The organism is Vibrio sp. QJM3NY_39 (assembly GCF_057785895.1).
This window is the reverse complement of the sequence record NZ_CM173505.1, coordinates 3,284,528-3,307,003: the sequence shown is the minus strand read 5'-3', so window position 1 is coordinate 3,307,003 and position 22,476 is coordinate 3,284,528. Positions and strand designations below refer to the sequence as shown.

General features: G+C 47.8%; 2 protein-coding genes, 4 tRNA genes and 9 rRNA genes. 14 read left to right on the top strand and 1 reads right to left on the bottom strand.

Going from position 1 to position 22,476, the window contains the following annotated elements:
- The first annotated feature begins 73 nt into the window (after nt 1-73).
- The 13 genes from AC3CHU_RS14595 to AC3CHU_RS14535 all read left to right on the top strand — a co-directional run bounded on the left by AC3CHU_RS14595 (nt 74) and on the right by AC3CHU_RS14535 (nt 16,526).
- A 16S ribosomal RNA gene (locus AC3CHU_RS14595) occupies nt 74-1,628 on the top strand.
- Nucleotides 1,629-2,019: 391 nt separating this feature from the next.
- A 23S ribosomal RNA gene (locus tag AC3CHU_RS14590) occupies nt 2,020-4,913 on the top strand.
- Between the two features lie 98 nt (nt 4,914-5,011).
- A 5S ribosomal RNA gene (gene rrf / locus AC3CHU_RS14585) occupies nt 5,012-5,127 on the top strand.
- 413 nt (nt 5,128-5,540) lie between these two features.
- A 16S ribosomal RNA gene (locus AC3CHU_RS14580) occupies nt 5,541-7,095 on the top strand.
- A gap of 390 nt (nt 7,096-7,485) precedes the next feature.
- Nucleotides 7,486-10,378, top strand: a 23S ribosomal RNA gene (locus AC3CHU_RS14575).
- A 98-nt stretch (nt 10,379-10,476) separates the two neighbouring features.
- Nucleotides 10,477-10,592, top strand: a 5S ribosomal RNA gene (rrf, locus tag AC3CHU_RS14570).
- A gap of 413 nt (nt 10,593-11,005) precedes the next feature.
- A 16S ribosomal RNA gene (locus AC3CHU_RS14565) occupies nt 11,006-12,560 on the top strand.
- Nucleotides 12,561-12,627: 67 nt separating this feature from the next.
- Nucleotides 12,628-12,704, top strand: a tRNA-Ile gene (locus AC3CHU_RS14560).
- 21 nt (nt 12,705-12,725) lie between these two features.
- Nucleotides 12,726-12,801, top strand: a tRNA-Ala gene (locus AC3CHU_RS14555).
- A 336-nt stretch (nt 12,802-13,137) separates the two neighbouring features.
- Nucleotides 13,138-16,031, top strand: a 23S ribosomal RNA gene (locus AC3CHU_RS14550).
- A gap of 98 nt (nt 16,032-16,129) precedes the next feature.
- Nucleotides 16,130-16,245 (top strand): 5S ribosomal RNA (gene rrf, locus AC3CHU_RS14545).
- The 16S, 23S and 5S rRNA genes sit together here with 4 tRNA genes alongside, the layout of an rRNA operon.
- A 67-nt stretch (nt 16,246-16,312) precedes the next feature.
- A tRNA-Asp gene (locus AC3CHU_RS14540) sits at nt 16,313-16,389 on the top strand.
- A 60-nt stretch (nt 16,390-16,449) separates the two neighbouring features.
- Nucleotides 16,450-16,526, top strand: a tRNA-Trp gene (locus AC3CHU_RS14535).
- 752 nt (nt 16,527-17,278) lie between these two features.
- On the opposite strand, the gene AC3CHU_RS14530 is transcribed toward AC3CHU_RS14535, so the two are convergent.
- Nucleotides 17,279-18,559: a cation:proton antiporter gene (locus AC3CHU_RS14530; protein ID WP_017078851.1), complete on the bottom strand. Its 1,281-nt coding sequence runs from the start codon at nt 18,557-18,559 to the stop codon at nt 17,279-17,281.
- A gap of 175 nt (nt 18,560-18,734) precedes the next feature.
- Here AC3CHU_RS14530 and metH point away from each other — a divergent pair, with 175 nt between their 5' ends.
- Entirely contained in the window at nt 18,735-22,412 is a 3,678-nt protein-coding gene (gene metH, locus AC3CHU_RS14525) for a methionine synthase (protein ID WP_488524806.1), read from the top strand.
- Nucleotides 22,413-22,476 lie beyond the last annotated feature (64 nt).

The following is a 22,476-nucleotide window of genomic DNA, read 5'->3' as shown; positions in this document are numbered from 1 at the left end:
CTTTAGAATTACATGTTCATTTTCGAATGAATATTAGTTTTGAAGTCAGTATTCATTGAGCCGACAAAATCTTAAATTGAAGAGTTTGATCATGGCTCAGATTGAACGCTGGCGGCAGGCCTAACACATGCAAGTCGAGCGGAAACGACACTAACAATCCTTCGGGTGCGTTAATGGGCGTCGAGCGGCGGACGGGTGAGTAATGCCTAGGAAATTGCCTTGATGTGGGGGATAACCATTGGAAACGATGGCTAATACCGCATAATGCCTACGGGCCAAAGAGGGGGACCTTCGGGCCTCTCGCGTCAAGATATGCCTAGGTGGGATTAGCTAGTTGGTGAGGTAATGGCTCACCAAGGCGACGATCCCTAGCTGGTCTGAGAGGATGATCAGCCACACTGGAACTGAGACACGGTCCAGACTCCTACGGGAGGCAGCAGTGGGGAATATTGCACAATGGGCGAAAGCCTGATGCAGCCATGCCGCGTGTATGAAGAAGGCCTTCGGGTTGTAAAGTACTTTCAGTTGTGAGGAAGGGTGTGTAGTTAATAGCTGCGCATCTTGACGTTAGCAACAGAAGAAGCACCGGCTAACTCCGTGCCAGCAGCCGCGGTAATACGGAGGGTGCGAGCGTTAATCGGAATTACTGGGCGTAAAGCGCATGCAGGTGGTTCATTAAGTCAGATGTGAAAGCCCGGGGCTCAACCTCGGAACTGCATTTGAAACTGGTGAACTAGAGTGCTGTAGAGGGGGGTAGAATTTCAGGTGTAGCGGTGAAATGCGTAGAGATCTGAAGGAATACCAGTGGCGAAGGCGGCCCCCTGGACAGACACTGACACTCAGATGCGAAAGCGTGGGGAGCAAACAGGATTAGATACCCTGGTAGTCCACGCCGTAAACGATGTCTACTTGGAGGTTGTGGCCTTGAGCCGTGGCTTTCGGAGCTAACGCGTTAAGTAGACCGCCTGGGGAGTACGGTCGCAAGATTAAAACTCAAATGAATTGACGGGGGCCCGCACAAGCGGTGGAGCATGTGGTTTAATTCGATGCAACGCGAAGAACCTTACCTACTCTTGACATCCAGAGAAGCCAGCGGAGACGCAGGTGTGCCTTCGGGAGCTCTGAGACAGGTGCTGCATGGCTGTCGTCAGCTCGTGTTGTGAAATGTTGGGTTAAGTCCCGCAACGAGCGCAACCCTTATCCTTGTTTGCCAGCGAGTAATGTCGGGAACTCCAGGGAGACTGCCGGTGATAAACCGGAGGAAGGTGGGGACGACGTCAAGTCATCATGGCCCTTACGAGTAGGGCTACACACGTGCTACAATGGCGCATACAGAGGGCAGCAAGCTAGCGATAGTGAGCGAATCCCAAAAAGTGCGTCGTAGTCCGGATTGGAGTCTGCAACTCGACTCCATGAAGTCGGAATCGCTAGTAATCGTGAATCAGAATGTCACGGTGAATACGTTCCCGGGCCTTGTACACACCGCCCGTCACACCATGGGAGTGGGCTGCAAAAGAAGTGGGTAGTTTAACCTTTCGGGGAGGACGCTCACCACTTTGTGGTTCATGACTGGGGTGAAGTCGTAACAAGGTAGCCCTAGGGGAACCTGGGGCTGGATCACCTCCTTATACGAAGATACTTACGATGAGTGTCCACACAGATTGATGGTTTAGATTTAGTTAAAGCCAGAGCTTTAATTAATAACGCAAGTTATTGATTAAAGCTTTTTGCTTTATGCTCTTTAACAATTTGGAAAGCTGACTGATTGATTTACTTACGAGTAATTCAATCAAATTTAAAAGTTCTCAATGTTTATCTTTCATTAGATAAACACAACAAACACATTCAAGTGTCTTGTATTCGAATCAATGTTTACATTGATTCACAATTGAGTCCGGCAAACAGTCATCAAGAATTAACCCTTCTTGATGACAACCAAAAAACCTTGGTTAGTTGCCATACGCTTATTTGTCTTCACTTTTTAAAGTGAAAGCAAATAGAAACCCTTTCGGGTTGTATGGTTAAGTGACTAAGCGTACACGGTGGATGCCTTGGCAGTCAGAGGCGATGAAAGGCGTAATAACTTGCGATAAGCCCAGATTAGGTAGTAATAACCTTTTGAGTCTGGGATTCCTGAATGGGGAAACCCACTTACATAAGTAAGTATCCTGTTGTGAATACATAGCAACAGGAGGCAAACCGGGGGAACTGAAACATCTAAGTACCCCGAGGAAGAGAAATCAACCGAGATTCCGAAAGTAGCGGCGAGCGAAATTGGATTAGCCCTTAAGCTTTTAATGAGACAGATGAAGGCTCTGGAAAGTGCCGCAATAAAGGGTGATAGCCCCGTAATCGACATCTCATAATCAGTGAAAACGAGTAGGGCGGGACACGTGATATCCTGTCTGAATATGGGGGGACCATCCTCCAAGGCTAAATACTACTGACTGACCGATAGTGAACCAGTACCGTGAGGGAAAGGCGAAAAGAACCCCTGTGAGGGGAGTGAAATAGAACCTGAAACCGTGTACGTACAAGCAGTAGGAGCACCTTCGTGGTGTGACTGCGTACCTTTTGTATAATGGGTCAGCGACTTAATTTTAGTAGCAAGGTTAACCGTTTAGGGGAGCCGTAGGGAAACCGAGTCTTAACTGGGCGTACAGTTGCTAGGATTAGACCCGAAACCAGGTGATCTAGCCATGGGCAGGTTGAAGGTTGAGTAACATCAACTGGAGGACCGAACCGACTAATGTTGAAAAATTAGCGGATGACTTGTGGCTAGGGGTGAAAGGCCAATCAAACCTGGAGATAGCTGGTTCTCCCCGAAAGCTATTTAGGTAGCGCCTCGGACGAATACTACTGGGGGTAGAGCACTGTTAAGGCTAGGGGGTCATCCCGACTTACCAACCCTTTGCAAACTCCGAATACCAGTAAGTACTATCCGGGAGACACACGGCGGGTGCTAACGTCCGTCGTGGAGAGGGAAACAACCCAGACCGCCAGCTAAGGTCCCAAAGTATAGCTAAGTGGGAAACGATGTGGGAAGGCTCAGACAGCCAGGATGTTGGCTTAGAAGCAGCCATCATTTAAAGAAAGCGTAATAGCTCACTGGTCGAGTCGGCCTGCGCGGAAGATGTAACGGGGCTAAGCTATACACCGAAGCTGCGGCTACGTACCTTAGGGTATGTGGGGTAGGGGAGCGTTCTGTAAGCCGTTGAAGGTGTGCTGTAAGGCATGCTGGAGGTATCAGAAGTGCGAATGCTGACATGAGTAACGATAAAGGGAGTGAAAAACTCCCTCGCCGGAAGACCAAGGGTTCCTGTCCAACGTTAATCGGGGCAGGGTAAGTCGACTCCTAAGGCGAGGCCGAAAGGCGTAGTCGATGGGAAACGGGTTAATATTCCCGTACTTCTTACAATTGCGATGGGGGGACGGAGAAGGCTAGGTGGGCCTGGCGACGGTTGTCCAGGTTCAAGTACGTAGGCGGAAAGTTTAGGTAAATCCGGACTTTCATTAACGCTGAGATACGATGTCGAGCTACTACGGTAGTGAAGTCATTGATGCCATGCTTCCAGGAAAAGCCTCTAAGCTTCAGATTGTAAGGAATCGTACCCCAAACCGACACAGGTGGTCGGGTAGAGAATACCAAGGCGCTTGAGAGAACTCGGGTGAAGGAACTAGGCAAAATGGTACCGTAACTTCGGGAGAAGGTACGCTCTTATCAGTGAAGTCCCTTGCGGATGGAGCAGACGAGAGTCGCAGATACCAGGTGGCTGCAACTGTTTATTAAAAACACAGCACTGTGCAAAATCGTAAGATGACGTATACGGTGTGACGCCTGCCCGGTGCCGGAAGGTTAATTGATGGGGTTAGACTTCGGTCGAAGCTCTTGATCGAAGCCCCGGTAAACGGCGGCCGTAACTATAACGGTCCTAAGGTAGCGAAATTCCTTGTCGGGTAAGTTCCGACCTGCACGAATGGCGTAATGATGGCCACGCTGTCTCCACCCGAGACTCAGTGAAATTGAAATCGCTGTGAAGATGCAGTGTACCCGCGGCTAGACGGAAAGACCCCGTGAACCTTTACTACAGCTTGGCACTGAACATTGAACCTACATGTGTAGGATAGGTGGGAGACTATGAAATTGCGTCGCTAGATGTGATGGAGTCGTCCTTGAAATACCACCCTTGTAGTTTTGATGTTCTAACGTTGGTCCCTGAATCGGGATTACGGACAGTGCCTGGTGGGTAGTTTGACTGGGGCGGTCTCCTCCCAAAGAGTAACGGAGGAGCACGAAGGTGGGCTAAACACGGTTGGACATCGTGTGGTTAGTGCAATGGCATAAGCCCGCTTGACTGCGAGAATGACAATTCGAGCAGGTGCGAAAGCAGGTCATAGTGATCCGGTGGTTCTGAATGGAAGGGCCATCGCTCAACGGATAAAAGGTACTCCGGGGATAACAGGCTGATACCGCCCAAGAGTTCATATCGACGGCGGTGTTTGGCACCTCGATGTCGGCTCATCACATCCTGGGGCTGAAGTCGGTCCCAAGGGTATGGCTGTTCGCCATTTAAAGTGGTACGCGAGCTGGGTTTAGAACGTCGTGAGACAGTTCGGTCCCTATCTGCCGTGGGCGTTGGAAAATTGAAAGGGGCTGCTCCTAGTACGAGAGGACCGGAGTGGACGAACCTCTGGTGTTCGGGTTGTCATGCCAATGGCATTGCCCGGTAGCTAAGTTCGGAATCGATAACCGCTGAAAGCATCTAAGCGGGAAGCGAGCCTTGAGATGAGTTTTCCCTGGCACTATAAGTGTCCTAAAGGGTTGTCGTAGACTACGACGTTGATAGGCAGGGTGTGTAAGTGCTGCGAGGCATTGAGCTAACCTGTACTAATTGCCCGTGAGGCTTAACCATACAACACCCAAGGGGTTTTGTGGACTCAGAAGTACCAGACCTTGAATGCGTTTGAAGAGAAATAACTTTTAGATAAGCTTTCCGAATTTTAAAATTTGCTTGGCGACCATAGCATTGTGGACCCACCTGATTCCATGCCGAACTCAGAAGTGAAACACAATAGCGCCGATGGTAGTGTGGGGTTTCCCCATGTGAGAGTAGGACATCGCCAGGCTTTAATTTCGACTTTGTCTAGTTTTTAGACAAGTCACCATAGAGTTCTAAGTTTTCTTAGAGTTTTATGTTGACTTTCAAAGTGGAAAGCGTATTATACGCGTCCTGTTTAAGTGCTAAGGCACTGAAAGCGTTCTCTTTTTAGAGAACAGGCTCTTTAACAATTTAAACCTATCAATCTGTGTGGGCACTCGTTGATGAATATCAAAACGTTATTACTTAGGTAGTAACAGTTACTTCGGTAACAAACTTGATTTCAATGAACTGAGTGACCAATACAAAGTTAAGTTTACTTAATTTTGGCACAGTCAATTCATTACCATTCTGTTGGAATGGTAATAGCTTTAGAATTACATGTTCATGTTTACATGAATATTAGTTTTGAAGTCAGTATTCGTTGAGTCACAAAATCTTAAATTGAAGAGTTTGATCATGGCTCAGATTGAACGCTGGCGGCAGGCCTAACACATGCAAGTCGAGCGGAAACGACACTAACAATCCTTCGGGTGCGTTAATGGGCGTCGAGCGGCGGACGGGTGAGTAATGCCTAGGAAATTGCCTTGATGTGGGGGATAACCATTGGAAACGATGGCTAATACCGCATAATGCCTACGGGCCAAAGAGGGGGACCTTCGGGCCTCTCGCGTCAAGATATGCCTAGGTGGGATTAGCTAGTTGGTGAGGTAATGGCTCACCAAGGCGACGATCCCTAGCTGGTCTGAGAGGATGATCAGCCACACTGGAACTGAGACACGGTCCAGACTCCTACGGGAGGCAGCAGTGGGGAATATTGCACAATGGGCGAAAGCCTGATGCAGCCATGCCGCGTGTATGAAGAAGGCCTTCGGGTTGTAAAGTACTTTCAGTTGTGAGGAAGGGTGTGTAGTTAATAGCTGCACATCTTGACGTTAGCAACAGAAGAAGCACCGGCTAACTCCGTGCCAGCAGCCGCGGTAATACGGAGGGTGCGAGCGTTAATCGGAATTACTGGGCGTAAAGCGCATGCAGGTGGTTCATTAAGTCAGATGTGAAAGCCCGGGGCTCAACCTCGGAACTGCATTTGAAACTGGTGAACTAGAGTGCTGTAGAGGGGGGTAGAATTTCAGGTGTAGCGGTGAAATGCGTAGAGATCTGAAGGAATACCAGTGGCGAAGGCGGCCCCCTGGACAGACACTGACACTCAGATGCGAAAGCGTGGGGAGCAAACAGGATTAGATACCCTGGTAGTCCACGCCGTAAACGATGTCTACTTGGAGGTTGTGGCCTTGAGCCGTGGCTTTCGGAGCTAACGCGTTAAGTAGACCGCCTGGGGAGTACGGTCGCAAGATTAAAACTCAAATGAATTGACGGGGGCCCGCACAAGCGGTGGAGCATGTGGTTTAATTCGATGCAACGCGAAGAACCTTACCTACTCTTGACATCCAGAGAAGCCAGCGGAGACGCAGGTGTGCCTTCGGGAACTCTGAGACAGGTGCTGCATGGCTGTCGTCAGCTCGTGTTGTGAAATGTTGGGTTAAGTCCCGCAACGAGCGCAACCCTTATCCTTGTTTGCCAGCGAGTAATGTCGGGAACTCCAGGGAGACTGCCGGTGATAAACCGGAGGAAGGTGGGGACGACGTCAAGTCATCATGGCCCTTACGAGTAGGGCTACACACGTGCTACAATGGCGCATACAGAGGGCAGCAAGCTAGCGATAGTGAGCGAATCCCAAAAAGTGCGTCGTAGTCCGGATTGGAGTCTGCAACTCGACTCCATGAAGTCGGAATCGCTAGTAATCGTGAATCAGAATGTCACGGTGAATACGTTCCCGGGCCTTGTACACACCGCCCGTCACACCATGGGAGTGGGCTGCAAAAGAAGTGGGTAGTTTAACCTTTCGGGGAGGACGCTCACCACTTTGTGGTTCATGACTGGGGTGAAGTCGTAACAAGGTAGCCCTAGGGGAACCTGGGGCTGGATCACCTCCTTATACGAAGATACTTACGATGAGTGTCCACACAGATTGATGGTTTAGATTTAGTTAAAGCCAGAGCTTTAATTAATAACGCAAGTTATTGATTAAAGCTTTTTGCTTTATGCTCTTTAACAATTTGGAAAGCTGACTGATTGATTTACTTACGAGTAATTCAATCAAATTTAAAAGTTCTCAATGTTTATCTTTCATTAGATAAACACAACAAACACATTCAAGTGTCTTGTATTCGAATCAATGTTTACATTGATTCACAATTGAGTCCGGCAAACAGTCATCAAGAATTAACCCTTCTTGATGACAACCAAAAACCTTGGTTAGTTGCCATACGCTTATTTGTCTTCACTTTTTAAAGTGAAAGCAAATAGAAACCCTTTCGGGTTGTATGGTTAAGTGACTAAGCGTACACGGTGGATGCCTTGGCAGTCAGAGGCGATGAAAGGCGTAATAACTTGCGATAAGCCCAGATTAGGTAGTAATAACCTTTTGAGTCTGGGATTCCTGAATGGGGAAACCCACTTACATAAGTAAGTATCCTGTTGTGAATACATAGCAACAGGAGGCAAACCGGGGGAACTGAAACATCTAAGTACCCCGAGGAAGAGAAATCAACCGAGATTCCGAAAGTAGCGGCGAGCGAAATTGGATTAGCCCTTAAGCTTTTAATGAGACAGATGAAGGCTCTGGAAAGTGCCGCAATAAAGGGTGATAGCCCCGTAATCGACATCTCATAATCAGTGAAAACGAGTAGGGCGGGACACGTGATATCCTGTCTGAATATGGGGGGACCATCCTCCAAGGCTAAATACTACTGACTGACCGATAGTGAACCAGTACCGTGAGGGAAAGGCGAAAAGAACCCCTGTGAGGGGAGTGAAATAGAACCTGAAACCGTGTACGTACAAGCAGTAGGAGCACCTTCGTGGTGTGACTGCGTACCTTTTGTATAATGGGTCAGCGACTTAATTTTAGTAGCAAGGTTAACCGTTTAGGGGAGCCGTAGGGAAACCGAGTCTTAACTGGGCGTACAGTTGCTAGGATTAGACCCGAAACCAGGTGATCTAGCCATGGGCAGGTTGAAGGTTGAGTAACATCAACTGGAGGACCGAACCGACTAATGTTGAAAAATTAGCGGATGACTTGTGGCTAGGGGTGAAAGGCCAATCAAACCTGGAGATAGCTGGTTCTCCCCGAAAGCTATTTAGGTAGCGCCTCGGACGAATACTACTGGGGGTAGAGCACTGTTAAGGCTAGGGGGTCATCCCGACTTACCAACCCTTTGCAAACTCCGAATACCAGTAAGTACTATCCGGGAGACACACGGCGGGTGCTAACGTCCGTCGTGGAGAGGGAAACAACCCAGACCGCCAGCTAAGGTCCCAAAGTATAGCTAAGTGGGAAACGATGTGGGAAGGCTCAGACAGCCAGGATGTTGGCTTAGAAGCAGCCATCATTTAAAGAAAGCGTAATAGCTCACTGGTCGAGTCGGCCTGCGCGGAAGATGTAACGGGGCTAAGCTATACACCGAAGCTGCGGCTACATACCTTAGGGTATGTGGGGTAGGGGAGCGTTCTGTAAGCCGTTGAAGGTGGTCTGTAAGGGCTGCTGGAGGTATCAGAAGTGCGAATGCTGACATGAGTAACGATAAAGGGAGTGAAAAACTCCCTCGCCGGAAGACCAAGGGTTCCTGTCCAACGTTAATCGGGGCAGGGTAAGTCGACTCCTAAGGCGAGGCCGAAAGGCGTAGTCGATGGGAAACGGGTTAATATTCCCGTACTTCTTACAATTGCGATGGGGGGACGGAGAAGGCTAGGTGGGCCTGGCGACGGTTGTCCAGGTTCAAGTACGTAGGCGGAAAGTTTAGGTAAATCCGGACTTTCTTAACGCTGAGATACGATGTCGAGCTACTACGGTAGTGAAGTCATTGATGCCATGCTTCCAGGAAAAGCCTCTAAGCTTCAGATTGTAAGGAATCGTACCCCAAACCGACACAGGTGGTCGGGTAGAGAATACCAAGGCGCTTGAGAGAACTCGGGTGAAGGAACTAGGCAAAATGGTACCGTAACTTCGGGAGAAGGTACGCTCTTATCAGTGAAGTCCCTTGCGGATGGAGCAGACGAGAGTCGCAGATACCAGGTGGCTGCAACTGTTTATTAAAAACACAGCACTGTGCAAAATCGTAAGATGACGTATACGGTGTGACGCCTGCCCGGTGCCGGAAGGTTAATTGATGGGGTTAGACTTCGGTCGAAGCTCTTGATCGAAGCCCCGGTAAACGGCGGCCGTAACTATAACGGTCCTAAGGTAGCGAAATTCCTTGTCGGGTAAGTTCCGACCTGCACGAATGGCGTAATGATGGCCACGCTGTCTCCACCCGAGACTCAGTGAAATTGAAATCGCTGTGAAGATGCAGTGTACCCGCGGCTAGACGGAAAGACCCCGTGAACCTTTACTACAGCTTGGCACTGAACATTGAACCTACATGTGTAGGATAGGTGGGAGACTATGAAACCGCGTCGCTAGATGTGATGGAGTCGTCCTTGAAATACCACCCTTGTAGTTTTGATGTTCTAACGTTGGTCCCTGAATCGGGATTACGGACAGTGCCTGGTGGGTAGTTTGACTGGGGCGGTCTCCTCCCAAAGAGTAACGGAGGAGCACGAAGGTGGGCTAAACACGGTTGGACATCGTGTGGTTAGTGCAATGGCATAAGCCCGCTTGACTGCGAGAATGACAATTCGAGCAGGTGCGAAAGCAGGTCATAGTGATCCGGTGGTTCTGAATGGAAGGGCCATCGCTCAACGGATAAAAGGTACTCCGGGGATAACAGGCTGATACCGCCCAAGAGTTCATATCGACGGCGGTGTTTGGCACCTCGATGTCGGCTCATCACATCCTGGGGCTGAAGTCGGTCCCAAGGGTATGGCTGTTCGCCATTTAAAGTGGTACGCGAGCTGGGTTTAGAACGTCGTGAGACAGTTCGGTCCCTATCTGCCGTGGGCGTTGGAAAATTGAAAGGGGCTGCTCCTAGTACGAGAGGACCGGAGTGGACGAACCTCTGGTGTTCGGGTTGTCATGCCAATGGCATTGCCCGGTAGCTAAGTTCGGAATCGATAACCGCTGAAAGCATCTAAGCGGGAAGCGAGCCTTGAGATGAGTTTTCCCTGGCACTATAAGTGTCCTAAAGGGTTGTCGTAGACTACGACGTTGATAGGCAGGGTGTGTAAGTGCTGCGAGGCATTGAGCTAACCTGTACTAATTGCCCGTGAGGCTTAACCATACAACACCCAAGGGGTTTTGTGGACTCAGAAGTACCAGACCTTGAATGCGTTTGAAGAGAAATAACTTTTAGATAAGCTTTCCGAATTTTAAAATTTGCTTGGCGACCATAGCATTGTGGACCCACCTGATTCCATGCCGAACTCAGAAGTGAAACACAATAGCGCCGATGGTAGTGTGGGGTTTCCCCATGTGAGAGTAGGACATCGCCAGGCTTTAATTTCGACTTTGTCTAGTTTTTAGACAAGTCACCATAGAGTTCTAAGTTTTCTTAGAGTTTTATGTTGACTTTCAAAGTGGAAAGCGTATTATACGCGTCCTGTTTAAGTGCTAAGGCACTGAAAGCGTTCTCTTTTTAGAGAACAGGCTCTTTAACAATTTAAACCTATCAATCTGTGTGGGCACTCGTTGATGAATATCAAAACGTTATTACTTAGGTAGTAACAGTTACTTCGGTAACAAACTTGATTTCAATGAACTGAGTGACCAATACAAAGTTAAGTTTACTTAATTTTGGCACAGTCAATTCATTACCATTCTGTTGGAATGGTAATAGCTTTAGAATTACATGTTCATGTTTACATGAATATTAGTTTTGAAGTCAGTATTCGTTGAGTCACAAAATCTTAAATTGAAGAGTTTGATCATGGCTCAGATTGAACGCTGGCGGCAGGCCTAACACATGCAAGTCGAGCGGAAACGACACTAACAATCCTTCGGGTGCGTTAATGGGCGTCGAGCGGCGGACGGGTGAGTAATGCCTAGGAAATTGCCTTGATGTGGGGGATAACCATTGGAAACGATGGCTAATACCGCATAATGCCTACGGGCCAAAGAGGGGGACCTTCGGGCCTCTCGCGTCAAGATATGCCTAGGTGGGATTAGCTAGTTGGTGAGGTAATGGCTCACCAAGGCGACGATCCCTAGCTGGTCTGAGAGGATGATCAGCCACACTGGAACTGAGACACGGTCCAGACTCCTACGGGAGGCAGCAGTGGGGAATATTGCACAATGGGCGAAAGCCTGATGCAGCCATGCCGCGTGTATGAAGAAGGCCTTCGGGTTGTAAAGTACTTTCAGTTGTGAGGAAGGGTGTGTAGTTAATAGCTGCACATCTTGACGTTAGCAACAGAAGAAGCACCGGCTAACTCCGTGCCAGCAGCCGCGGTAATACGGAGGGTGCGAGCGTTAATCGGAATTACTGGGCGTAAAGCGCATGCAGGTGGTTCATTAAGTCAGATGTGAAAGCCCGGGGCTCAACCTCGGAACTGCATTTGAAACTGGTGAACTAGAGTGCTGTAGAGGGGGGTAGAATTTCAGGTGTAGCGGTGAAATGCGTAGAGATCTGAAGGAATACCAGTGGCGAAGGCGGCCCCCTGGACAGACACTGACACTCAGATGCGAAAGCGTGGGGAGCAAACAGGATTAGATACCCTGGTAGTCCACGCCGTAAACGATGTCTACTTGGAGGTTGTGGCCTTGAGCCGTGGCTTTCGGAGCTAACGCGTTAAGTAGACCGCCTGGGGAGTACGGTCGCAAGATTAAAACTCAAATGAATTGACGGGGGCCCGCACAAGCGGTGGAGCATGTGGTTTAATTCGATGCAACGCGAAGAACCTTACCTACTCTTGACATCCAGAGAAGCCAGCGGAGACGCAGGTGTGCCTTCGGGAACTCTGAGACAGGTGCTGCATGGCTGTCGTCAGCTCGTGTTGTGAAATGTTGGGTTAAGTCCCGCAACGAGCGCAACCCTTATCCTTGTTTGCCAGCGAGTAATGTCGGGAACTCCAGGGAGACTGCCGGTGATAAACCGGAGGAAGGTGGGGACGACGTCAAGTCATCATGGCCCTTACGAGTAGGGCTACACACGTGCTACAATGGCGCATACAGAGGGCAGCAAGCTAGCGATAGTGAGCGAATCCCAAAAAGTGCGTCGTAGTCCGGATTGGAGTCTGCAACTCGACTCCATGAAGTCGGAATCGCTAGTAATCGTGAATCAGAATGTCACGGTGAATACGTTCCCGGGCCTTGTACACACCGCCCGTCACACCATGGGAGTGGGCTGCAAAAGAAGTGGGTAGTTTAACCTTTCGGGGAGGACGCTCACCACTTTGTGGTTCATGACTGGGGTGAAGTCGTAACAAGGTAGCCCTAGGGGAACCTGGGGCTGGATCACCTCCTTATACGAAGATACTTACAATGAGTGTCCACACAGATTGATTAGGTTTAGAAAGTAAAAGAGACGATATTGGGTCTGTAGCTCAGCTGGTTAGAGCGCTCGCCTGATAAGCGGGAGGTCGGTGGTTCGAGTCCACTCAGACCCACCAATATCGATGAGAAACAAAGATGGGGCTATAGCTCAGCTGGGAGAGCGCCTGCCTTGCACGCAGGAGGTCTGCGGTTCGATCCCGCATAGCTCCACCATCTTTAAGTGTTTTTATTTGAAAATATTTAGAAATGGTTCATTAGTTTGAATCAAGCTCTTTAACAATTTGGAAAGCTGACTGATTGATTACTTACGAGTAATTCAATCAAATTTAAAAGTTCTCAATGTTTATCTTTCATTAGATAAACACAACAAACACATTCAAGTGTCTTGTATTCGAATCAAACTTTAGTTTGATTCACAATTGAGTCCGGCAAACAGTCATCAAGAATTAACCCTTCTTGATGGCAACCAAAAACCTTGGTTAGTTGCCATACGCTTATTTGTCTTCACTTTTTAAAGTGAAAGCAAATAGAAACCCTTTCGGGTTGTATGGTTAAGTGACTAAGCGTACACGGTGGATGCCTTGGCAGTCAGAGGCGATGAAAGGCGTAATAACTTGCGATAAGCCCAGATTAGGTAGTAATAACCTTTTGAGTCTGGGATTCCTGAATGGGGAAACCCACGTGCATAAGCACGTATCCTGTTGTGAATACATAGCAACAGGAGGCAAACCGGGGGAACTGAAACATCTAAGTACCCCGAGGAAGAGAAATCAACCGAGATTCCGAAAGTAGCGGCGAGCGAAATTGGATTAGCCCTTAAGCTTTTAATGAGACAGACGAAGGCTCTGGAAAGTGCCGCAGTAAAGGGTGATAGCCCCGTAGTCGACATCTCATAATCAGTGAAAACGAGTAGGGCGGGACACGTGATATCCTGTCTGAATATGGGGGGACCATCCTCCAAGGCTAAATACTACTGACTGACCGATAGTGAACCAGTACCGTGAGGGAAAGGCGAAAAGAACCCCTGTGAGGGGAGTGAAATAGAACCTGAAACCGTGTACGTACAAGCAGTAGGAGCACCTTCGTGGTGTGACTGCGTACCTTTTGTATAATGGGTCAGCGACTTAATTTTAGTAGCAAGGTTAACCGTTTAGGGGAGCCGTAGGGAAACCGAGTCTTAACTGGGCGTACAGTTGCTAGGATTAGACCCGAAACCAGGTGATCTAGCCATGGGCAGGTTGAAGGTTGAGTAACATCAACTGGAGGACCGAACCGACTAATGTTGAAAAATTAGCGGATGACTTGTGGCTAGGGGTGAAAGGCCAATCAAACCTGGAGATAGCTGGTTCTCCCCGAAAGCTATTTAGGTAGCGCCTCGGACGAATACTACTGGGGGTAGAGCACTGTTAAGGCTAGGGGGTCATCCCGACTTACCAACCCTTTGCAAACTCCGAATACCAGTAAGTACTATCCGGGAGACACACGGCGGGTGCTAACGTCCGTCGTGGAGAGGGAAACAACCCAGACCGCCAGCTAAGGTCCCAAAGTATAGCTAAGTGGGAAACGATGTGGGAAGGCTCAGACAGCCAGGATGTTGGCTTAGAAGCAGCCATCATTTAAAGAAAGCGTAATAGCTCACTGGTCGAGTCGGCCTGCGCGGAAGATGTAACGGGGCTAAGCTATACACCGAAGCTGCGGCTACGTACCTTAGGGTATGTGGGGTAGGGGAGCGTTCTGTAAGCCGTTGAAGGTGTGCTGTAAGGCATGCTGGAGGTATCAGAAGTGCGAATGCTGACATGAGTAACGATAAAGGGAGTGAAAAACTCCCTCGCCGGAAGACCAAGGGTTCCTGTCCAACGTTAATCGGGGCAGGGTAAGTCGACTCCTAAGGCGAGGCCGAAAGGCGTAGTCGATGGGAAACGGGTTAATATTCCCGTACTTCTTACAATTGCGATGGGGGGACGGAGAAGGCTAGGTGGGCCTGGCGACGGTTGTCCAGGTTCAAGTACGTAGGCGGAAAGTTTAGGTAAATCCGGACTTTCATTAACGCTGAGATACGATGTCGAGCTACTACGGTAGTGAAGTCATTGATGCCATGCTTCCAGGAAAAGCCTCTAAGCTTCAGATTGTAAGGAATCGTACCCCAAACCGACACAGGTGGTCGGGTAGAGAATACCAAGGCGCTTGAGAGAACTCGGGTGAAGGAACTAGGCAAAATGGTACCGTAACTTCGGGAGAAGGTACGCTCTTATCAGTGAAGTCCCTTGCGGATGGAGCAGACGAGAGTCGCAGATACCAGGTGGCTGCAACTGTTTATTAAAAACACAGCACTGTGCAAAATCGTAAGATGACGTATACGGTGTGACGCCTGCCCGGTGCCGGAAGGTTAATTGATGGGGTTAGACTTCGGTCGAAGCTCTTGATCGAAGCCCCGGTAAACGGCGGCCGTAACTATAACGGTCCTAAGGTAGCGAAATTCCTTGTCGGGTAAGTTCCGACCTGCACGAATGGCGTAATGATGGCCACGCTGTCTCCACCCGAGACTCAGTGAAATTGAAATCGCTGTGAAGATGCAGTGTACCCGCGGCTAGACGGAAAGACCCCGTGAACCTTTACTACAGCTTGGCACTGAACATTGAACCTACATGTGTAGGATAGGTGGGAGACTATGAAACCGCGTCGCTAGATGTGGTGGAGTCGTCCTTGAAATACCACCCTTGTAGTTTTGATGTTCTAACGTTGGTCCCTGAATCGGGATTACGGACAGTGCCTGGTGGGTAGTTTGACTGGGGCGGTCTCCTCCCAAAGAGTAACGGAGGAGCACGAAGGTGGGCTAAACACGGTTGGACATCGTGTGGTTAGTGCAATGGCATAAGCCCGCTTGACTGCGAGAATGACAATTCGAGCAGGTGCGAAAGCAGGTCATAGTGATCCGGTGGTTCTGAATGGAAGGGCCATCGCTCAACGGATAAAAGGTACTCCGGGGATAACAGGCTGATACCGCCCAAGAGTTCATATCGACGGCGGTGTTTGGCACCTCGATGTCGGCTCATCACATCCTGGGGCTGAAGTCGGTCCCAAGGGTATGGCTGTTCGCCATTTAAAGTGGTACGCGAGCTGGGTTTAGAACGTCGTGAGACAGTTCGGTCCCTATCTGCCGTGGGCGTTGGAAAATTGAAAGGGGCTGCTCCTAGTACGAGAGGACCGGAGTGGACGAACCTCTGGTGTTCGGGTTGTCATGCCAATGGCATTGCCCGGTAGCTAAGTTCGGAATCGATAACCGCTGAAAGCATCTAAGCGGGAAGCGAGCCTTGAGATGAGTTTTCCCTGGCACTATAAGTGTCCTAAAGGGTTGTCGTAGACTACGACGTTGATAGGCAGGGTGTGTAAGTGCTGCGAGGCATTGAGCTAACCTGTACTAATTGCCCGTGAGGCTTAACCATACAACACCCAAGGGGTTTTGTGGACTCAGAAGTACCAGACCTTGAATGCGTTTGAAGAGAAATAACTTTTAGATAAGCTTTCCGAATTTTAAAATTTGCTTGGCGACCATAGCATTGTGGACCCACCTGATTCCATGCCGAACTCAGAAGTGAAACACAATAGCGCCGATGGTAGTGTGGGGTTTCCCCATGTGAGAGTAGGACATCGCCAGGCTTTAAATTAAATCTTTAGGTTGACCGACCTGGAGATATGGACGCTCACTTAGTGAGTTGACCACTGCGGAGTGGTAGTTCAGTTGGTTAGAATACCGGCCTGTCACGCCGGGGGTCGCGGGTTCGAGTCCCGTCCACTCCGCCACTTATTCGATAACCTCGCCTAGTGCGAGGTTTTTTCGAATCTGACGTAGTAAAAAGTTTTAGGGGTGTAGCTCCAATTGGCAGAGCAGCGGATTCCAAATCCGCGTGTTGGGAGTTCGAATCTCTCCACCCCTGCCATATACGAAGCCTCAGCAGAAATGCTGAGGCTTTTTTGCATCTGTTGCTTCTACGGAGCAATGTTGGGAGCTGGATCGCCAGCCCGGTCGACTCTCCGGAGTACCGGTTCAGTTCAGTCCTACCATATTTAAGGGTCTAAGCTGCGCGTCCCGGCAGAAATGCTGGAGCCTTTTTATGCCTGTCACCTTTAACGTAACGCTAGATATATTAAGTGTTCCTCTAGCTCCCTCTAATTAATCGAATCGCTTAATACCTAATAAGTACAACCTTGCCGTATTTGAAGACTTAGTCGAACACTAGAGCTTTCTGTTCAGCACTCATCTGGCTGCGTAGTTTCTGGTAGTGACTAAAGCTATTGCTGTTAGGCCTTGAGTCTCATTATTTTTTCCGGAAGGAATGCTTATACAACTGAAGTCTGTTCTAGTGGGTAGACTCGCTAGTGTTGTAGAAGAACCAGTTCTTTGCATGCTTCACTTCTAGCAAGATTTTTGTCTAAGATCGCTGTTTATCATGTCGTCTGTATCATGATTAAACATCCTTTGTAGTTATTTTGGTTCTGGCCAAATCTAGTGTTCAATCCACATTAAGGTTTCTGATTACACTAGTACTAGTGCATAAAATATCGAAGTAAGTTCTATTGTTCATGTATACCTTTCAACTAGATCTTGAGTGAGGGGAGCTGTGAATTTGACTTTTATCAGGTATAAAAAAGGCCACCTATATTAGGCAGCCTAGTTTAATATTTTGAGATGTTAATCTAACTCTTTCTCAGCTTGTTTCGCTTTCTCTATCATCGGAGTAATTGTTGAACCTTGAACTAAGATTGAGAACACAACAACAGCGTATGTCATGACGAGGATTATCTCTTTAACATCTATTGCCTTGTCTTCAATCACCCAGATACCTGAAGGGATTGAAAGTGCCATGGCTAGAGCTAGTCCACCACGCAACCCACCCCAAGTTAAGATCTTGATTGACCAAGGGTTGTAAGTTCTAAAGCGTTTGAATCCGATATAAGACAAGAAAACACTTAGGTAGCGTGCGCTTAGCACTAGAGGTACTGCGAACGCCATTAAGATCCAGTCTTCTTGGTGGAATTTGAATAACAACATCGACATACCGATCAATAAGAACAAGACGCCATTTAAGAATTCATCTATCAATTCCCAGAAGTGGTCTAGGTGATCCTCACTCTCTTTCGAGAATCCAATAAAGCGCGTCCAGTTACCAATCATGATACCTGATACCACCATTGCTAACGGTCCTGATACATGTAGGACTTCAGCAAAGGCATAACCAGCTGTCGGAATACCTATGGTTAATAGCAACTCCATCGAGTGGTCATCGGTGTTGCTGATTAGGTAATGGAATATTAAACCTAGAACAAAGCCATAGACGATACCACCGATAGCCTCTTGGACGAATAACATGGTCACGCTACCTACAGTCGGTGCTTCTGTACCGAACGCAATGGTAAATAGGGTAACGAAGATCACTAGGCCAAAACCATCGTTGAATAGAGATTCTCCCTCGATTTGAGTAGAGATTCGTCTGGGAGCGTCGAGCTTCTTCACTATAGCTAATACAGCGATTGGATCGGTTGGAGAGATTAGAGAACCAAAAAGTAAGCAATAAATTAGGTCAAATTGAATACCGATAAACTGACAGAATCCATACAGTACAAAGCCAATAAAGAATGTCGAAAACAGTGTAGCGCCAAGAGCGAGTACCGTTATTTCCCATTTCTGATCTTTTAGATTAGGTAACTTAATCCCCAAACCACCTGCAAAGAGTAAGAATCCCAGTATTCCTTTCAGGAGGAAATCTTCAAAGTTGATACTGGCAACGGTTTCTGAGGCGATGTCAGCCAATTGGAACCAATTGTTTTGTCCCGCAATGATAATTAATAGAGATAACATCATTGAGCCAGCTGTAATGGCGATGGTTGTCTGCATTTTACCAATTTTGGTATTCACGAAAGCAATAAGCATGGCAGCTGCGGACAAGAAGCATAAGGTGTAATAGACCGACATTGGGATCCCAACATGTAACAAAGTATGAATATGAATATGAATTTTCGTTGTCTCATGCTCAAATAGCAAACATTTTTTTGTCATGACTTGGTAATCAATTTCATCTTTTAGACGTCTAGACTCCTTTTTAATGTGTGGTAGGATGGAGAGATAATTAAAGGAATGAGGTTGTACCGTGGGAAGTAATGTAAGGCAAAAGATTGACGCTCTGTTGAAGCAACGAATTTTACTGATTGATGGTGGCATGGGTACCATGATTCAGGATTATAAATTGGAAGAGCAAGACTATCGTGGTGAGCGCTTTGCTGATTGGCATAGTGATTTAAAAGGTAACAACGACCTTTTGGTACTTACACAGCCTAAGCTTATCAAAGATATCCATATGGAATATTTGGAAGCCGGTGCTGATATCCTCGAGACCAATACCTTTAACTCTACAACCATCGCTATGGCCGACTACGATATGGAAAGCCTTAGCGAAGAAATTAACTTTACAGCTGCAAAATTAGCTCGTGAAGCGGCAGATGAATGGACGGCAAAGACCCCAGACAAACCCCGTTTCGTAGCGGGTGTGTTAGGTCCAACTAACCGAACGTGTTCTATCTCCCCAGACGTTAATGATCCGGGCTATCGTAATGTTAGCTTTGATGAGCTTGTTGAAGCTTACTCCGAATCGACACGAGCACTTATCAAAGGCGGCTCAGATCTTATTCTTATCGAGACTATCTTCGACACGTTAAATGCAAAAGCATGTTCTTTTGCGGTTGAATCTGTTTTTGAAGAGGTAGGCATCACGCTTCCTGTGATGATCTCCGGTACCATTACTGACGCTTCAGGTCGTACGCTTTCAGGGCAGACAACAGAAGCCTTCTACAACGCCCTTCGTCATGTTAAACCTATCTCATTTGGATTGAACTGTGCATTAGGCCCTGACGAACTGCGAGAGTACGTTGGTGAGATGTCTCGTATCTCTGAATGTAACGTTTCCGCTCACCCTAACGCGGGTTTACCTAATGCATTCGGTGAGTATGACCTTTCTCCTGAAGATATGGCTGAACACGTTAAGGAATGGGCCGAGAGTGGCTTCTTGAACCTAATTGGTGGTTGTTGCGGTACGACGCCAGAACATATACGTCACATGGCTGAGGCCGTTGAAGGCGTAACGCCACGTCAATTACCTGATTTGCCTGTGTCTTGCCGTTTATCTGGCTTAGAACCATTAACGATTGCCAAAGAATCTCTATTTGTGAACGTCGGTGAGCGTACTAACGTTACCGGTTCTGCTCGATTTAAGCGATTGATTAAAGAAGAGCTCTACGACGAAGCTTTGAGTGTTGCTCGAGAGCAAGTTGAGAACGGCGCTCAGATCATCGATATCAACATGGATGAAGGGATGCTAGACGCTGAGGCGTGTATGGTTAAATTCCTTAATCTATGCGCTTCTGAACCTGAGATCTCGAAAGTACCAGTCATGGTCGACTCTTCAAAATGGGAAGTTATCGAAGCGGGTCTGAAATGTATTCAGGGTAAAGGTATCGTTAACTCTATCTCATTGAAGGAAGGGAAAGAGAAGTTTGTCGAACAAGCTAAACTGGTTCGTCGTTATGGAGCTGCTGTCATTGTGATGGCGTTCGATGAATTAGGGCAGGCTGATACCCGAGAGCGTAAAGTCGAGATTTGTACTAATGCCTACAATATTCTTGTTGATGAAGTAGGTTTCCCGCCAGAAGATATTATTTTTGACCCAAACATTTTCGCAGTGGCTACTGGTATTGATGAGCATAACAACTATGCGGTCGACTTCATTGAAGCAGTAGGGGACATCAAACGCGATCTTCCGCATGCGATGATCTCGGGTGGTGTGTCGAATGTTTCATTCTCTTTCCGCGGTAATAACTACGTTCGTGAGGCTATTCACGCGGTATTCCTATACCACTGTTTTAAAAACGGTATGGATATGGGCATCGTAAATGCTGGGCAGTTAGAGATTTACGATAATGTGCCTGAGGATTTGCGTGAAGCCGTTGAAGATGTAGTTCTAAACCGCCGAGACGACTCAACAGAGCGATTACTCGATATCGCGACTGAATATCTAGAGCGTGCAGTTGGCAAAGTTGAAGATAAATCGGCGTTAGAGTGGCGCACCTGGCCAGTAGAAAAGCGCTTAGAGCACTCTTTGGTGAAAGGCATTACTGATTTCATCGTTGAAGATACCGAGGAAGCTCGTGTTAATGCCTCTCGCCCTATCGAGGTGATTGAAGGTCCATTAATGGATGGCATGAACGTAGTTGGTGACCTCTTTGGTGAAGGTAAGATGTTCCTTCCTCAAGTGGTGAAATCTGCCCGTGTTATGAAGCAGGCGGTAGCCCATCTAGAGCCATTTATTAATGCAACCAAAGACGTTGGTGCAACTAACGGAAAAATCTTACTGGCGACCGTAAAAGGCGATGTTCATGATATTGGTAAAAACATTGTTGGCGTTGTCTTGCAGTGTAATAACTACGAAATTATCGATCTGGGCGTGATGGTTTCATGTGAAAAAATCCTTAAGGTAGCTAAAGAAGAGAACGTCGATATCATTGGCCTTTCCGGGCTGATTACTCCTTCTCTTGATGAAATGGTACATGTTGCCAAAGAGATGGAGAGACAAGGCTTTAAGCTGCCTCTTCTTATTGGCGGAGCAACCACATCTAAAGCGCATACAGCCGTTAAGATTGAACAGAATTACTCTGAACCCGTGGTCTACGTAAACAATGCCTCACGTGCTGTTGGTGTGTGTACTTCTCTACTATCTAACGAACTGAAGCCTGCATTTGTGGAGAAGTTGGATATTGATTACGATCGCGTTCGCGATCAACACAACCGCAAAAAGCCGCGCACTAAGCCAGTCTCGCTAGAGAGAGCGCGTGCCAATAAAGTTGCTATCGATTGGAATGCGTATACTCCCCCTGCACCTGTTAAGCCGGGAGTACACATCTTCAAGGACTTTGATGTGGCTACTTTACGTCAGTACATCGACTGGACTCCGTTCTTTATGACATGGTCATTAGTTGGAAAGTACCCAGCAATTCTCAATCATGAAGAAGTGGGCGAGGAAGCGAAACGCTTATTCAAAGATGCGAATGATTTGTTGGATCGAGTGCAGAAAGAGAAGCTACTTGAAGCTCGCGGGATGTGTGCCATGTTCCCAGCAAACAGTGTTGGCGATGATATTGAAGTGTATACCGATGAATCGCGTACTGAAGTGTTAAAGGTTCTGCACAACCTTCGTCAACAAACCGAAAAGCCCAAAGGATTTAACTACTGTTTGTCAGATTACATTGCGCCAAAAGACAGTGGTAAAGCGGATTGGATTGGTGGTTTTGCAGTAACGGGTGGTATTGGTGAGCGAGAGCTGGCTGATGAATACAAAGCCAATGGTGATGACTACAACGCGATTATGATTCAGGCGGTTGCAGACCGATTGGCTGAAGCGTTCGCTGAATACTTGCATAAAGAAGTGAGAAAGGACATTTGGGGCTACTCACCTGATGAGAATTTGTCTAACGACGATTTGATTCGAGAGAAGTACCAAGGTATTCGTCCAGCCCCGGGTTATCCTGCTTGCCCAGAGCATACAGAGAAAGGCACGTTGTGGGAGTTGATGGACGTTGAAAAAGCAATCGACATGTCACTAACCACGAGCTACGCAATGTGGCCAGGTGCCTCAGTGTCTGGTATGTATTTCTCACATCCTGATGCCCGATACTTTGCGATTGCACAGATTCAACAGGATCAAGTGGATAGCTATGCCGACCGTAAAGGTTGGGATATGTTGGAAGCTGAGAAGTGGTTAGGTCCAAACATTAACTAGTTTGAATCTATGACGGGCTTTGATTCGTAAAAATAAGAGGGTTGCTTAAGAGCAACCCTTTTTG